Source organism: Marinobacter sp. PE14 (assembly GCF_053566155.1).
The window spans coordinates 19,117-33,598 of the sequence record NZ_JBQXNY010000003.1 but is presented as its reverse complement, the minus strand read 5'-3'; the positions used below and the strand labels follow the sequence as shown (position 1 = coordinate 33,598).

Below are 14,482 nucleotides of genomic sequence, written 5' to 3'. Positions count from 1 at the left end.
GTCCTGCTTCAGCCCGCCGCCAGCACAGGCTTCATGTAGGAAATCGGGGCAGTGGCCTCGTCATCAAAGGTAACCACTTCCCAGGCATCCTCTTCTGCCCTGAGCTTGCGCAACAGCTTGTTGTTCAGATCGTGGCCGGATTTGATCCCCCGGAACTCACCAATCAGGCTGTTGCCCAACTGATAGAGATCGCCGATGGCATCAAGCAGCTTGTGCTTCACAAATTCGTCGTCATAGCGCAGACCGTCTTCGTTGAGGATTTTGTAGTCATCAACAACGATGGCGTTGTCCACACTACCGCCAAGAGCGAGGTTCATGGCACGCAATTTTTCGATGTCACGCATAAACCCGAAAGTCCGTGCGCGGCTCACTTCCTTGACAAAGGAGGTGCTGGAAAAATCGACAGTTGCAGTCTGGGCGCGACCCTTGAACACGGGGTGATCAAAGTCGATACCGAAGCTTACCTTGAAGCCTTCGAAAGGCAGCAGGGTAGCCTTCTTGTCGCCCTCCTCAACCGTTACCTCACGCTTGATGCGGATGAAACGCTTGGCCGCATCCTGTTCGGCAATACCGGCGGACTGCAGCAGAAACACAAAAGGACCGGCAGAGCCGTCCATGATGGGCACTTCCGCGGCACTAAGCTCGACGAAACAGTTATCAATCCCGAGACCAGCCATGGCCGAGAGCAGATGCTCCACAGTCGCCACACGGACACCGTTTTTTACCAGCGTCGTGGACAGCATGGTCTCACCCACATTTTCCGCACAGGCGCGAATCTCAACCATCGGGTCAAGATCGGTACGGCGGAAGATGATACCGGAATCCACCGGGGCAGGCTTGAGAGTCAGATAGACCTTCTCACCCGAGTGCAAGCCAACACCGGTGGCACGGATGGTGTTTTTAAGTGTCCGTTGTCTGATCATCGGTACATAATTCCGTCACAAAAAGGCGATATTCTAGGCAAAAATCTGCCCGGAGAATATCAGAAAATAAGACTGAATACCATTTAACCAATCCGTTGTTGCTGAATGTTCATCCAGCATCCAACCCATGGCAATCAGTGCACGTATTTACCGGCTATCGGGTTCACTATTTCGCACACGAACCACAACCGGATCACAATTGCACCAGATTATCAGTCAGCCTGACGACGGAGGAATGCGGGAATATCGAGATAGTCGACACCCTGCTCCTCGCTGTCCTTGCTCTGGTCGATAGCCACGTTTCCATGGGAAACGGCCCGGCGACGCAGAACAGCGGGACGGTCCAGCTGGTTGTAATCGGTTTTTCCATCCAGGGTGCGGGTATTGTCCACCACCTTGGTCGGCTTCTCACGATCACCACCCAGACCGGTCGCAACGACCGTCACCTTCAATTCGTCGGTCATTTCCGGATCAATGACGGTACCGACCACAACGGTGGCAGAGTCAGAAGCAAACTCACGCACAATGTCGCCAACCTCGGAGAATTCGCCCAGGTTGAGATCCATGCCCGCGGTGATATTGACCAGAATACCCTTGGCACCCTGCAGGTTGATGTCTTCGAGCAGCGGGCTGCGAACGGCTGCCTCGGCGGCTTCCCGCGCACGATTTTCACCAGTGGCACGTGCGGTGCCCATCATGGCCATACCCATCTCGGACATGACCGTCTTCACGTCGGCAAAGTCGACGTTAATCATACCGTTGCGGGTAATCAGATCGGCGATACCCTGAACTGCGCCCAGAAGCACATCGTTGGCTGCGGCAAAGGCGTCCAGCAGGCTGGTTTTCTTACCCATGACCGCCAGCAGCTTTTCATTGGGAATGGTAATCAGGGAATCGACGCTTTCTTCCAGCTCTTTCAGACCGGATTCGGCAACGCTCATGCGCTTGCCGCCTTCGAACATGAAAGGCTTGGTGACAACGGCAACGGTCAGGATGCCGAGTTCGCGGGCCACTTCCGCCACGATCGGCGCGGCTCCGGTACCGGTACCACCGCCCATGCCCGCGGTAATGAAGACCATATCCGCGCCCTTGATGGCTTCGGCGATACGATCACGGTCTTCCAGGGCAGACTGGCGACCGACTTCCGGATTGGCGCCGGCACCCAGTCCCTTGGTGATGTTGCCACCGAGCTGGATGATCTGACGCGCGTCCATATCGGTCAGCGCCTGAGCATCCGTGTTGGCGCAGATGAATTCCACACCTTCGATGTCGCTGTTAAGCATATGGCGAACGGCGTTGCCGCCACCACCGCCTACACCGACGACTTTAATGACAGCGTTTTGCTGGACATTATCGACGAGTTCAAACATTTCCCCTACTCCTTCGTGCTGTTTTCAGCCCTTGTTCCGGGCTGTTTGTTCGAGATTGTGTTTTCGAGATACCTTCGTGGAATACCCGCCCGGCTCCGTCAGAAATGACCGGTAAACCAGGCTTTCATGCGCTCAAACAGCGAGGGTGCATCTTCACCCTTGAGCACCGGTGCCCGCCCCAGATCCATCTGGCGGAAACCATGAATCAACAACCCAACGCCAGTGGCGTAGATCGGATTGTTGACCACCTCCGTCATGCCGGAAACCGCCTGCGGACAGGCCAGCCGTACCGGCATGTGGAAGATCTCTTCGGCCAGCTCCACCACGCCTTCCATGGTGGAGGAACCGCCGGTTATCACGATGCCTGCCGGAATGAGGTCTTCAAATCCGGACCGGCGCAACTCTGACTGAACCAGGGTGAACAGCTCCTCGTAGCGCGGTTCCACCACCTCGGCCAGGGCCTGCCTGGACAGATCGCGCGGCGCGCGATCGCCAACACTGGGCACCTTGATGGTTTCATCCGCACCGGCCAGCTGGGTCAGTGCGCAGGCATACTTGATCTTAATTTCTTCGGCATTCTGGGTCGGTGTGCGTAGCGCCATGGCAATATCGTTGGTCACCTGGTCGCCGGCAATCGGAATCACCGCCGTGTGCCGGATAGCACCGCCGGTAAACACGGCAATATCCGTGGTGCCACCACCGATATCCACCACGCAGACACCCAGCTCCTTTTCATCCTCGGTGAGAATGGCGTGGCTGGATGCCAGCTGCTCCAGGATGATGTCATCCACCTCAAGCCCGCAGCGCTTAACGCATTTCTCTATGTTCTGGGCGGCATTCACCGCGCAGGTCACCAGATGCACCTTTGCTTCCAGGCGCACACCGGACATACCCATGGGCTCCTTGATGCCTTCCTGGCTATCGATCACGAACTCCTGCGGCAGAATATGGAGAATCTTCTGGTCTGCAGGAATCGCAACCGCCTGGGCGGCGTCAATCACCCGATCAATGTCGGCCTGGGTGACCTCACGGTCACGGATAGCAACAATCCCGTGGGAATTCAGGCTCTTGATGTGGCTGCCGGCAATACCCGCATACACCGAGTGAATGCGGCACCCAGCCATCAACTCCGCCTCTTCCACCGCGCGCTGAATTGCCTGGACGGTGGTTTCAATATTCACCACCACTCCACGCTTGAGGCCCCGGGAAGGATGGGAACCAATGCCCACCACTTCGATGGTGCCGTCCATCTTGCGCTTGCCGACAATCGCAACCACCTTCGAGGTTCCGATATCGAGGCCGACAATCATGTTTTCCGTTTCAACCGATGACATGTGTTCCACCAAACCGTAGGTCTGAATTAACCGTTGCTATGATTTTGGGCTGGAGGCTGTCTCGACAGCCTTCCACTTGACCGCCACACCATTGGTGTAGCGGGCATCTACCCGACTGACTTCGTCCGACCTTGCTGCCAGTCGGTTTTCATAAACCGTGATAAACCGATCAAACCGTTGCTCCACCTGATCACGGCCAAGCACCACTTCGATGCCATTGGCCAGTTGCAGGGTCCATGCACCCCGGTGCTCCAGGGTCAGGCCCGAAAATCCAAGGCCCCGGGCGACCAGCTTGTCGCTCATGTTCCGCGCCATATCGATCACATCCCGCACCCTTTCATCCGGCCCGGCGAGTCGCGGCAACCGACCGGCAACTTCCGGATTGGACGGCGCGAACAGCTCGCCGGTCCGGCTCACGAGACGTCCGTCGGTCCAGTAAGCCAGGGGTTTCTTCTCCCTGATATCGATCACCAGGCGATCCGGCCATACCCGACGCACCGCCGCGGACTCAACCCAGGGCCGACGCTCCAGGCTGCCTTTGATTTCCGAAAGATCCGTGGCGAAATAGCTCTTGCCAATCCAGTCGCCAGCGGCGCGCTCAATGGCGACCCGGCTATCGCCTACAAATTCTCCTTTCACATCGACTGCCAGGATCTGCTGATCCATGGCGCCCAATACCTTGCCAGTGCCCCACGGCACCAGTGCAGCCAACAGCACAATCACCGCGCCCATGCCCACCTGGAGCCAGGGTACAGCTGCCAGCACACCCTTCAACACGCCAAACCGGTCCCGCTCGGGACCGAGGGACGTTGCCCCCCGGCGTCGCGGGGGCTCGGACGGTGTCGCCCGGCTCCGGATCAGCAGTGTTTCAAGCATTGGCGTCCTCCAGACTATCTTTCAATATCCGGACCACCAGCTCTTCAAAGCTGATGCCTGCCGCCTTCGCGGCCATGGGCACAAGACTGTGATCGGTCATACCGGGCACGGTATTGACCTCCAGCAGCCAGAACTTGCCGTCGCTGTCCTGCATGATGTCGACCCGGCCCCAGGTCCGACAGCCCACAACCCGGAAGGCCTCCAGTGCCAGGTGCTGAAGGCGTACTTCGTCTTCCGGTGCCAGGCCACAGGGAATGCGATAGCGGGTATCGTCCGCCAGGTACTTGGCCTCGTAATCGTAAAAAACATGTTCGGTGCTTGCGCTCAGTCCAATGGCTGGAAGCGCCCGATCCTGCAGCAGGCTGACGGTGAATTCTGGCCCTTCGATCCACTCCTCCACCAGCACCAGGTTATCCAGCGCGGCAGCGGCCGCGTAGGCTTCAGCCAGTTCGGCAACAGTGTGTACCTTGCGGATGCCGATGCTGGAGCCTTCCCGGGAAGGCTTCACACTCAGGGGCGCCCGCAGTTCGCCAATGATCTGTTCGGCCTGATCTGCTCCGGACATGGTGCGGAACTTCGGCGTTGGCAGGCCACAGCCTTCAAACACGTACTTGGTTCTCAGTTTGTCCATGGCCAATGCCGAGGCCAGCAGATCACTGCCGGTGTAGGGAATACCTGCCTGCGAGAGGATGGCCTGCAAGGTGCCGTCCTCGCCTCCCCGACCATGCAGGGCAATGAACACCCGGTCAAAATCAGGGGTGTCGACGGTTCTCAGCAGGCAGCCGCGGACGTCCACTGCAAAGGCATCGACGCCGGCCGACACCAGCGCCGCCAGTACCGCCTTGCCGCTTTTCAGGGACACTTCCCGTTCAGCGGAATCTCCACCCATGAACACGGCTACCCGACCGAGAGACCGAACGAGATCCGGGTCGGCCTGATAGGCCTGTGGTTCCGCATGATGCATGTCACTCACCAGCTATCACTCCCGCGGCTGCCAGCCGCGCTGCCACACCGCCAATGTCTCCAGCGCCCTGGGTTATCAGCAGATCGCCGTCCTGCAGCACATTGGCCAGCAGAGACTCGATCTCCAGGTTGTCCTCAACAAACACCGGTTCCACCTGCCCGCGCTGGCGAATACTGCGACACAGGGCCCGACCGTCGGCACCCGGAATCGCCGGTTCGCCGGCGGAATACACGTCCATTAAAAGCAAGCCGTCCACTTCCGAAAGCACCCGGACAAAGTCTTCATAAAGGTCGCGGGTCCGGGTGAACCGGTGCGGCTGGTACAGCATGACCAGACGGCGATCCGGCCAGGCATCGTGTGCCGCACGGATAACCGCCTCCACTTCTGTGGGGTGGTGTCCGTAATCGTCCACAAGGGTGACCATGCCTTTGGGGGTCTGGTAATCGCCGTAGACCTGGAACCGGCGTCCGACACCGGCAAATCCCGCCAACCCGCGGCAGATCGCGTCATCGTCAACGCCCTCGTCTGTGGCCACAGCGATGGCCGCCAGCGCGTTCAGCACGTTATGGCGGCCCGGCATTTTCAACTCGACCGTGAGGTCACTGCGCCCGGCCGGACGCTTCACCACAAAGTGGGTCCGCAGACCGTCGGAGTTGATGCTTTCCGCACGGTAATCCGCCTCCGGGTTGTCAATTCCGTAGGTGATGATGGCCCGGGATATCCGGGGGATGATCTCCTGGACGTAACCGTCGTCGACGCACATCACCGCAACACCGTAAAACGGCAGGTTGTGCAGAAAGTCCACAAAGGTCTGCTTCAGCTTTTCGACATCGCCGCCATAGGTATCCATATGGTCGGCTTCGATGTTAGTCACCACCGAAATCACCGGAGTCAGGTGCAGGAAGGACGCGTCACTCTCATCGGCCTCCGCCACCAGGTAGCGGGAACCGCCCAGCTGCGCGTTGGTCCCCGCGCTGTTCAACTTGCCGCCAATCACAAAGGTCGGGTCCAGACCCGCCTCACCGAGAATGGATGCAATCAGACTGGTGGTCGTGGTCTTGCCATGGGTTCCAGCGACGGCGATGCCGTGGCGATAGCGCATGATTTCCGCCAGCATTTCCGCCCGGGGCACGATTGGCACCCGACGACTGCGGGCCGCCACGACTTCCGGGTTTTCCGCAGACACCGCTGAAGACACCACAACCACATCGGCGCTGGCGCTGTTCTCTTCCCGATGGCCGATCTGCACTTCAACGCCCATGGCCTTGAGACGATCGGTAACGCCCCCTTCTTTCAGATCCGATCCGGAAACGTCGTAGCCCTGATTCTTGAGAACCTCGGCGATGCCGCTCATCCCTGCACCGCCGATGCCCACAAAGTGGATATGACGGATCCGGCGCATTTCAGGCACCTGATAGACCAGCGGCGGATTGGTTGCATCAGCCATTGGCGGCCTCCAGACAGTAATTCACGACTCTCTCCGTTGCATCAGGGCGGGCCAGCGTTCGCGCGGCCGTCGCCATTTTGTTTACCCGGCCACGATCCCGGGCCAGATCGCCCAGGGTTTCCGCAAGCACCGCCGGGGTCATTTTTGCCTGTGGAATCAGAATGGCTGCCTTCGCCGACACCATCTGTTGCCCGTTTTTCGTCTGGTGGTCATCCACGGCGTGGGGAAAGGGCACCAGCACCGCACCGATACCCGCGGCGCACAATTCCGAAACCGTCAGTGCGCCTGCCCGGCACAGCACCAGGTCTGCCCACTGATAGGCCTCGGCCATGTCCTTGATGAACGGCTCGACGGCCGCCTCCACGCCATGCTCCTCATAGGCCTGCTTCGCTGCCTCGGCATGGCGCTCACCACATTGGTGACGGACCACTGGCCGGTCACCCTCCGGCAACATGGCCAGCGCCTCGGGGAGCTGTTCATTGAAGACCTGCGCGCCGAGACTGCCGCCGATCACCAGCAATCTGAGGGCACCTTCACGGTCCGCCATGCGCTTTTCCGGAACTGGCAAGGCGGCGAGGTCCTCCCGCACCGGATTGCCGGTACAGCGGGTAACCACTTTCGGCCCGAAACTACCCGGAAACGCCTCCAGCACGGTTTCCGCAAATCTAACCAGAATCCGGTTGGTCATACCGGCGATGGCGTTCTGTTCATGAATCACCAGCGGTGTTCGGCTCAGCCAGGCGGCGACACCACCGGGCCCGGTCACAAACCCACCCATGCCGACGACGCAATCCGGGCGAATCCGGCGCAGGATGGTGAACGCTTCACCCAGTGCCCGCATCAGCCGGAACGGTGCCAGCAACAGAGCAAGCTTGCCCTTGCCCCGCAAACCCGAAATATGAATCAATGACAGCGGTATATCGGTTTCCCCGATCAATCTCTGCTCCATCCCGCCACTGGCTCCGAGCCAGTAGACCTGATGACCTCGAGCCTCAAGCGCACGGGCCGTCGCCAGGGCCGGGAAAACGTGGCCTCCGGTACCACCGGCCATCATGAGGAAGCGACGCTGTTCAGTCATACACCGCACCTCCCCGCGTCTTCGGGCCGGCCTTTTCACGGGCCAGTTTTTCCTGATCGAGACGCTCCATTTCGACGCGGGCCAGAATGCCAATGCAGATACAGGTAATCATCAGGCTGGATCCGCCGTAACTTACCAGTGGCAGAGTCAGACCCTTGGTTGGTAAAAGGCCGGTACTGACCGCCATGTTGATCCCGGCCTGCAGCCCGATCAGCAAGGTCAGGCCGTAGGCGAAACAGGCACCGAACGGCATGCCAGCCTTTTCTGCCCGACGGGCAATGACGAACCCGGTCACCACCAACAGAGTGAAAAGGCTGAGTACCAGTAGGGATCCCAGGAGACCGAACTCTTCGGCAATAATGGCGAAGATGAAGTCGGTATGTGCCTCCGGCAAATAGAACAGCTTCTGGATGGAGTTACCGAGCCCGACGCCGCCCCAGTCTCCGCGACCGAAGGCGATCAGAGACTGAGTCAGCTGGTAACCGCTGTCGAATTGATCTTTCCAGGGGTCAAGATAGCTGACCACCCGTTTCAGGCGGTATGGCTGGGTAACAATCAGAATGGCACCGAGAACCACCAGCGTACCGATCAGGGGGACAAACCGGCTAAGCCGCACACCACTGAGAAAGATCATGCCCGCCGCTGCCGTCACCAGCACCACAGTGGCACCAAAGTCCGGCTGAATAACCAGCAGAACCGATGCCAATCCAAGAACAACCAGTGGCTTGAGGAAGCCAGCCCAGGTATTGAGCAGCTCATCCCGGCGACGGACCACGTAGCCTGCGAGGTAAGCAATCAGGCAGAGCTTCGCCACTTCCGACACCTGGACGTTAAACAGGCCGAACGGGATCCAGCGGGTAGAGCCGTTGACGGTCCTTCCCAGAGGCGTCAGCACCAGAACAAGGGCCAGCAGACCGACCCCCAGGAGCAGCCAGCCGCTGCGCTCCCACCAGGCTACCGGAACGTTGACGGCGACCAGCGCCAACAGGCAACCAAGGCCGGCAAACATCAGTTGGCGAATCACGTAGTGGTAGCTGTTCCCCATGGTTTCAGCGGCCATATCCATGGACGCCGAGGAAATCATGACAACGCCCATGACCAGCAGTGCAACCGAACTGATCACCAACATCGGTAGCGGCTGGATCTCGCCCAGCCATTGGTTCCGGTTCTGCAGGGAAAGATCTGCGTGCATCACAGGGCCTCCACCAGAGAACGGAACTGGTCACCGCGATCGAGATAATCACGGAACATGTCAAAACTCGCGCAGGCCGGCGAAAGCAATACCCGATCCCCCGGCACCGCCAGCTCTGCGGAACGGGAAACCGCCTCGGCGAGATTCTCCATCCGATAAACCGGAATACCGCTGCCCAGCACATCGGCGATGGCCGGCGCATCACGCCCAATCAACAGTACGGCCCGGCAATGCAGGGCAATGGGCGCTTCCAGGGCGGTAAAATCGGCACCTTTGCCATCTCCGCCGGCAATCAGCACCACTTTGCCATTGTCCGGTGCAAGGCTTTCAATGGCGGCCACTGTGGCTCCGACATTGGTGCCCTTGGAATCATTGATGAAATCCACATCGTTCAGCCGGCGCACAAACTCGCAGCGATGCGGCAGCCCCGGAAATTCACGGGCGACCGTCAGCATTACATCCATGGGCAGACCAGCGGCATGGCCCAGTGCCAGAGCGGCCATCACGTTGCTGATATTGTGATGCCCCATCAGCTTCAGCTCGCTGGCCAGCAGTAGGTTATCGAAGCCAAAGGTAATCCAGGTGCCCTGGTCATCGTCCCGGGTGCTGAACGTTTCCGGGTTCACCCGGTGAAAACCGAAACACAGGAACCTCAGAGTGTCCCGTGCCATGGGGGTACTCAGGGCGTCGTCCAGATTAACAATGGCATTCTTGCAGCCCCGGAAAATCCGCTGTTTGGCCTGGAAGTAAGCCATCTTGTTCGGGTAACGATCCATGTGATCGTCACTGACGTTCAGTACCGTCGCCGCAAGGGCATTCAGCTCATCGGTGGTCTCAAGCTGGAAACTCGACAGCTCGAGCACATAAAGGTCGGCGCCCTGCCCCAGAAGATCCAGGGCCGGGGTGCCGATGTTGCCGCCAACAGCCACTTTCCGGCCCGCGGCTTTCGCCATTTCACCCACCAGGGTGGTAACGGTTGTTTTACCGTTGGAGCCCGTAATGGCCACGATGGGCGCATCGGCCGCCTCGGCGAACAGATCAATATCCCCGCGGATTCTTGCGCCCTGGCGCGCGGCTGCAGCAATGGCAGGCTCCGCAATGCTGATGCCCGGACTTACCACCAGTTCGTTGAAACCGGCAAACAGTTCCGAGTCAAAGGTGCCCAGGTGGACCGGAATATCCGGCCAGTCTGCCTTCAGCTGATCAAGGCCTGGAGGAGCCTGGCGGCTATCGGCCACAGCTACGTCCCGCCCCTGTTCGGACAGATAGCGCACGCAGGAAAGCCCGGTTTTACCGAGCCCTACGACCAGTGTGCGACGATCCGAAACAATGACACTCATAGTTGCAGCGCTTTCCTATCTCAGTTTCAGACTGGCGATGCCAATCAGGACCAGAACGACGGTGATAACCCAGAACCGGACAATCACTCGTGGCTCCGGCCAGCCTTTCAATTCAAAGTGGTGGTGCAGCGGCGCCATGCGGAAGATCCGCCGCCCGGTCAAACGGAACGACGCAACCTGCAGGATCACCGATATGGTCTCCATCACGAACACCCCGCCCATGATGAACAGGACAATTTCCTGGCGAACAATCACCGCAACCACACCCAGGGCTGCGCCGAGGGCCAGAGCGCCCACATCCCCCATGAATACCTGGGCCGGGTAAGTGTTGAACCAGAGAAAACCAAGCCCGGCTCCGACGAGCGCGCCACAGAAAACGATAAGCTCCCCGGTGCCCGGCAGGTGCGGGATCAGCAGGTAATTGGCGAACTGGGCGTGCCCGGACAGGTAAGCGAAGATACCAAGCGCACCGGCGACCATCACCGTCGGCATGATTGCCAGACCGTCCAGGCCGTCAGTCAGGTTGACGGCGTTGCTGCTGCCAACGATCACGAAATAGGTGAGCAGAATGAACAACACCGGGCCAAGGGTGAGGGACACCTGCTTTACAAAGGGTACATACAGAGATGTCTCCTGGGGCAAGGCGGAACTGAAGAACAACACGACGGCCGCCGTAGCGCCGATGACCGACTGCCAGAAATACTTCCAGCGGGCCGGCAGGCCCCGCGGGTTGCGTTCCACCACCTTGCGATAGTCATCAACCCAGCCGATTGCGCCGAACAGCAGCGTCACCAGAAGGGTGACCCAGACGTAGCGGTTACCAAGATCCGCCCAGAGCAACGTACTGATGCCAATGGCCACAAGGATCAGTGCGCCACCCATAGTCGGGGTGCCAGCTTTGCTGAGATGGGTTTGCGGACCATCATCTCTCACCGCCTGACCAATCTGGTACTGGCTCAGCTTGCGGATCATCACCGGGCCGATGATCAGCGAAATCAGCAGCGCGGTGAGTGTGCCCAGAATTCCACGCAGGGTCAGGTACTGAAACACCGTCAGTGCGGAGAAATACTGTGATAGGACCTCTGTCAGCCAGAGCAGCATGAGTTATTCACCTTTTCTTTAATTCCCTCCACCACACGCTCCATGGCGGAACTGCGAGAACCCTTGACCAGCACTGTCAATGGTGTGTTTTTGTCTCTAATAGCCGACTCAACGGCCTGCTCATGGCCCAGCCCAAGCTCCGTGGACTCTCCAAACCCGTCGGCATAACCTTCACAACCCGGGCCCACCGTGATCAGTCGGTCGATGCCGTGCTTCCGGGCGCAGTCTCCAACTTCCCTGTGCAACGCCCTGGCCTCAGCGCCAAGCTCTGCCATGGCGCCAAGTACCGCAATCTTCTGCCCCTCGCGCCCGGACAGAACTCCAAGCGCGGCTTTCATGGACGACGGGTTGGCGTTGTAGCTGTCGTCAATCAAGGTCAGTTCCGGCGACAGCTGCAAGAGCTGGAGCCGCCCCTTCACCGGCGCAACACTGGCCAGCCCTGCAACAATCGCCTGATCGCTGGCACCCAACTCACGGGTGGCCGCAATAGCAAGCAGCATGTTCGTGATGTTGTGATCGCCCTCCAGCCCCAGCGTGACCCGGCATCGCCAGCCGTCCGGGCCGCTCACCTGAAGGGTTCTCGGTTCGGCGTCCTGGCCCTCGATGACCGCGTGATAATCAGCTTCGGCGCCGAGACGGCTGACGCCAGCGACGCGGCGGGCTCCGGCACGCGTTCGCCACTGCGCGAAGGCCGGGTCGTCGCCGTTGAGCACCACCAGCCCATCTGCCGCCACGCCGTCAATGATTTCGCCCTTGGCCAGGACAATATTCTCGTAGCTGCCAAACCCTTCCAGATGAGCCTCGCCAGCATTCGTGAGAATGGCAACGCGGGGCTTCGCCAGGGCGACGGTATGGGCAATTTCGCCCAGCCCACTGGCACCCAATTCAATCACGCCGTACCGGTGTTCCGGAGAAAGGCCGAACAGCGTAAGCGGGACACCGATGTGATTGTTCAGGTTGCCTTTTGTCGAAAGCGTCCTGCCCATCTGCGAGAGAATGGCGGCGCACATCTCCTTGACGGTGGTCTTACCGCTGCTACCGGTGATCGCGAGGATGGCGGCTGTGCTTTCTTCACGGTTGCCATCCGCTAGCCGTGCAAGGGCCTCCAGCGTGTCATTCACTACCAACTGAGGCAGAGCCAAGTTGGTATCAGGCGTATCGACCACCAGGCCAGCTGCGCCTTTATCCATGGCCTGTTGCAGGAAACGGTGGCCATCAAAATTTTCGCCTCGCAGGGCCACGAACAGCTGGCCTTGCTCGAGGGTACGGGTATCAGTGGAAACCCCGGTGAAGCTCACCGACTCAAGATCGCCCGAAGTGCACTCGGCGCCCAGCCAACGCTTGGCTTCCGCCAGCGAAAAGGCGCGCATCATGCCACACCCCCATTGAGTTTCAAGACGTGGCGAACCTGCTCCGCATCACTGAACGGGTATTTCTGGCTGGCGATTTCCTGATACGCCTCGTGACCTTTCCCTGCAATCAGAACCACGTCGTTTGGCGTGGCCGAGCGGATTGTCGACTGAATGGCCTCGGCCCGATCATGGATGACAGAGACTCGGGCAGCGTCCGTGAAACCGGCCAGGATATCCTTTGAAATTGCTTCGGGGTCCTCACTGCGGGGATTGTCATCGGTAACGACCACCCGATCCGAAAGTCTTTCGGCTTCCCGGGCCATTTCCGGGCGCTTACCTGCATCACGGTCACCGCCGCAACCAAATACGCACACCAGCTCACCGGTCACATGCGGGCGCAGTGCTGTCAGGGCATTGGCGAGGGCATCCGGGGTGTGGGCGTAATCGACTACCACCCTGACACCATTTGCACCCACAAACCGCTCCAGCCTGCCAGGTGGCGGTGTGAGCCGACCCACAGCCTGCTGTACGCGCTCGATCGGCACCCCAAGCGTGAGAACGGTTGCCATAGCCGCCAATACATTGCTCGCGTTGAAACTTCCCATCAGCGGAACCGAGACAACAAACCGGCCCCATTCGCCATCGACCTCAGCTTCGAAACCTTCGTCGGTTGGTCGGAATTCCCGCAACCAGAGCTCGGTCTGGGCCTCGTGCAGGCTGTAGCGCACGCGATCACATTTGCCGTCCAGCTGTTCGAACAGCTGTCGACCAAATGGATCGTCAAAATTGATGACCGAAAAATGCAGCTCTTCGCGCTGGAATAGCTGGGCCTTGGCGGCACCATAGGCTTCCATGGAGCCGTGGTAGTCCAGGTGATCCCGGGTCAGATTCGTGAATACCGCGCCGGTCATGGAGAGGTTATCCACGCGGCCCTGGTCAAGGGCATGGGAAGACACCTCCATCACCGCAGCACGACCTTCCTGTTTAACAATCCGCGACAGGACCCGGTTGACCTGAACCGCATCCGGTGTCGTGTGCGTCGCGGGCTGGAGGGCGCCGGGCATGCCATAGCCCAGGGTGCCGAGAATACCGCAGGGCGTTCCCGTTTCCTTGAGCAGCTGTGCGACATACTGGCAGACCGACGTTTTGCCATTGGTTCCGGTCACGCCAATCAGGCGAAGCCGTTGCGACGGATGCTCGAAAAAGCGGTCTGCGATTCGCCCCACCAGACTGCGCAGGCCAGCAACAGGCACCATCAGGGCACCGTGGTGTTCGGTGCACTCTCCCGCCTGCTGCGCTTCCAGGAGGATGACCGTTGCGCCCGCTGCAATGGCCTTATCGACATAGTAATCAGCCGGCGTTCGGGCGCCCGAGAGGGCGATAAAGGCGTCGCCGGAGGCGACTTCCCGACTGTCGGTTTTCAGTCCGTGGATGGTCACGTCGAACACCGACGGAACCGCTACGATACCCTGCAATAACGTGCTGAGAGATGTGATGCACATAGG

Annotated in this window: 12 protein-coding genes; all 12 read right to left on the bottom strand. The window is 59.6% G+C overall.

Going from position 1 to position 14,482, the window contains the following annotated elements; all coding sequences use genetic code 11:
* Nucleotides 1–8: 8 nt before the first annotated feature.
* Complete coding sequence (gene lpxC, locus ACWJ62_RS10805) at nt 9–923, bottom strand: UDP-3-O-acyl-N-acetylglucosamine deacetylase (protein WP_008176497.1); 915 nt, start codon at nt 921–923, stop codon at nt 9–11.
* 212 nt (nt 924–1,135) lie between these two features.
* Nucleotides 1,136–2,293 carry a cell division protein FtsZ gene (ftsZ, locus tag ACWJ62_RS10800; RefSeq protein ID WP_008176500.1) on the bottom strand — a complete coding sequence of 386 codons (1,158 nt, stop codon included), beginning with the start codon at nt 2,291–2,293 and terminating at the stop codon, nt 1,136–1,138.
* Nucleotides 2,294–2,391: 98 nt separating this feature from the next.
* Nucleotides 2,392–3,627 carry a cell division protein FtsA gene (gene ftsA / locus ACWJ62_RS10795; RefSeq protein ID WP_008176504.1) on the bottom strand — a complete coding sequence of 412 codons (1,236 nt, stop codon included), beginning with the start codon at nt 3,625–3,627 and terminating at the stop codon, nt 2,392–2,394.
* Between the two features lie 36 nt (nt 3,628–3,663).
* Nucleotides 3,664–4,503 (bottom strand): cell division protein FtsQ/DivIB, encoded by an 840-nt coding sequence (locus ACWJ62_RS10790; RefSeq protein WP_449286202.1) that lies wholly within the window; start codon nt 4,501–4,503, stop codon nt 3,664–3,666.
* Nucleotides 4,496–5,467, bottom strand: a complete 972-nt coding sequence (locus ACWJ62_RS10785; protein WP_449286644.1) for a D-alanine--D-alanine ligase — start codon at nt 5,465–5,467, stop codon at nt 4,496–4,498. The genes ACWJ62_RS10790 and ACWJ62_RS10785 overlap by 8 nt, the downstream gene beginning before the upstream one ends.
* Nucleotide 5,468: 1 nt before the next feature.
* Entirely contained in the window at nt 5,469–6,914 is a 1,446-nt protein-coding gene (gene murC / locus ACWJ62_RS10780) for a UDP-N-acetylmuramate--L-alanine ligase (protein ID WP_449286201.1), read from the bottom strand.
* A complete protein-coding gene (murG, locus tag ACWJ62_RS10775; protein WP_449286200.1) occupies nt 6,907–7,992 on the bottom strand; it encodes an undecaprenyldiphospho-muramoylpentapeptide beta-N-acetylglucosaminyltransferase in 1,086 nt (361 codons plus the stop codon). The genes murC and murG overlap by 8 nt, the downstream gene beginning before the upstream one ends.
* Nucleotides 7,985–9,184: a putative lipid II flippase FtsW gene (gene ftsW / locus ACWJ62_RS10770; protein WP_449286199.1), complete on the bottom strand. Its 1,200-nt coding sequence runs from the start codon at nt 9,182–9,184 to the stop codon at nt 7,985–7,987. Before ftsW ends, murG begins: the two co-directional genes overlap by 8 nt.
* On the bottom strand, nt 9,184–10,524 hold the full coding sequence (gene murD, locus ACWJ62_RS10765) for a UDP-N-acetylmuramoyl-L-alanine--D-glutamate ligase (RefSeq protein ID WP_449286198.1): 1,341 nt from the start codon (nt 10,522–10,524) through the stop codon (nt 9,184–9,186). The genes ftsW and murD overlap by 1 nt, the downstream gene beginning before the upstream one ends.
* A gap of 15 nt (nt 10,525–10,539) precedes the next feature.
* Nucleotides 10,540–11,625 carry a phospho-N-acetylmuramoyl-pentapeptide-transferase gene (gene mraY / locus ACWJ62_RS10760; RefSeq protein WP_449286197.1) on the bottom strand — a complete coding sequence of 362 codons (1,086 nt, stop codon included), beginning with the start codon at nt 11,623–11,625 and terminating at the stop codon, nt 10,540–10,542.
* A complete protein-coding gene (locus ACWJ62_RS10755; protein WP_449286196.1) occupies nt 11,610–12,998 on the bottom strand; it encodes a UDP-N-acetylmuramoyl-tripeptide--D-alanyl-D-alanine ligase in 1,389 nt (462 codons plus the stop codon). The genes mraY and ACWJ62_RS10755 overlap by 16 nt, the downstream gene beginning before the upstream one ends.
* Nucleotides 12,995–14,479: a UDP-N-acetylmuramoyl-L-alanyl-D-glutamate--2,6-diaminopimelate ligase gene (locus tag ACWJ62_RS10750; RefSeq protein WP_449286195.1), complete on the bottom strand. Its 1,485-nt coding sequence runs from the start codon at nt 14,477–14,479 to the stop codon at nt 12,995–12,997. The genes ACWJ62_RS10755 and ACWJ62_RS10750 overlap by 4 nt, the downstream gene beginning before the upstream one ends.
* Between the last annotated feature and the right edge of the window lie 3 nt (nt 14,480–14,482).

Coding starts and splice junctions, on each gene's coding strand:
- ftsZ (WP_008176500.1), bottom strand. CDS start 2,293: ATGTTTGAACTCGTCGATAATGTCCAGCAAAACGCTGTCATTAAAGTC.
- ACWJ62_RS10750 (WP_449286195.1), bottom strand. CDS start 14,479: ATGTGCATCACATCTCTCAGCACGTTATTGCAGGGTATCGTAGCGGTT.
- mraY (WP_449286197.1), bottom strand. CDS start 11,625: ATGCTGCTCTGGCTGACAGAGGTCCTATCACAGTATTTCTCCGCACTG.
- ACWJ62_RS10790 (WP_449286202.1), bottom strand. CDS start 4,503: ATGCTTGAAACACTGCTGATCCGGAGCCGGGCGACACCGTCCGAGCCC.
- ACWJ62_RS10785 (WP_449286644.1), bottom strand. CDS start 5,467: ATGCATCATGCGGAACCACAGGCCTATCAGGCCGACCCGGATCTCGTT.
- ftsA (WP_008176504.1), bottom strand. CDS start 3,627: ATGTCATCGGTTGAAACGGAAAACATGATTGTCGGCCTCGATATCGGA.
- murG (WP_449286200.1), bottom strand. CDS start 7,992: ATGACTGAACAGCGTCGCTTCCTCATGATGGCCGGTGGTACCGGAGGC.
- lpxC (WP_008176497.1), bottom strand. CDS start 923: ATGATCAGACAACGGACACTTAAAAACACCATCCGTGCCACCGGTGTT.
- ftsW (WP_449286199.1), bottom strand. CDS start 9,184: ATGCACGCAGATCTTTCCCTGCAGAACCGGAACCAATGGCTGGGCGAG.
- murD (WP_449286198.1), bottom strand. CDS start 10,524: ATGAGTGTCATTGTTTCGGATCGTCGCACACTGGTCGTAGGGCTCGGT.
- murC (WP_449286201.1), bottom strand. CDS start 6,914: ATGGCTGATGCAACCAATCCGCCGCTGGTCTATCAGGTGCCTGAAATG.
- ACWJ62_RS10755 (WP_449286196.1), bottom strand. CDS start 12,998: ATGATGCGCGCCTTTTCGCTGGCGGAAGCCAAGCGTTGGCTGGGCGCC.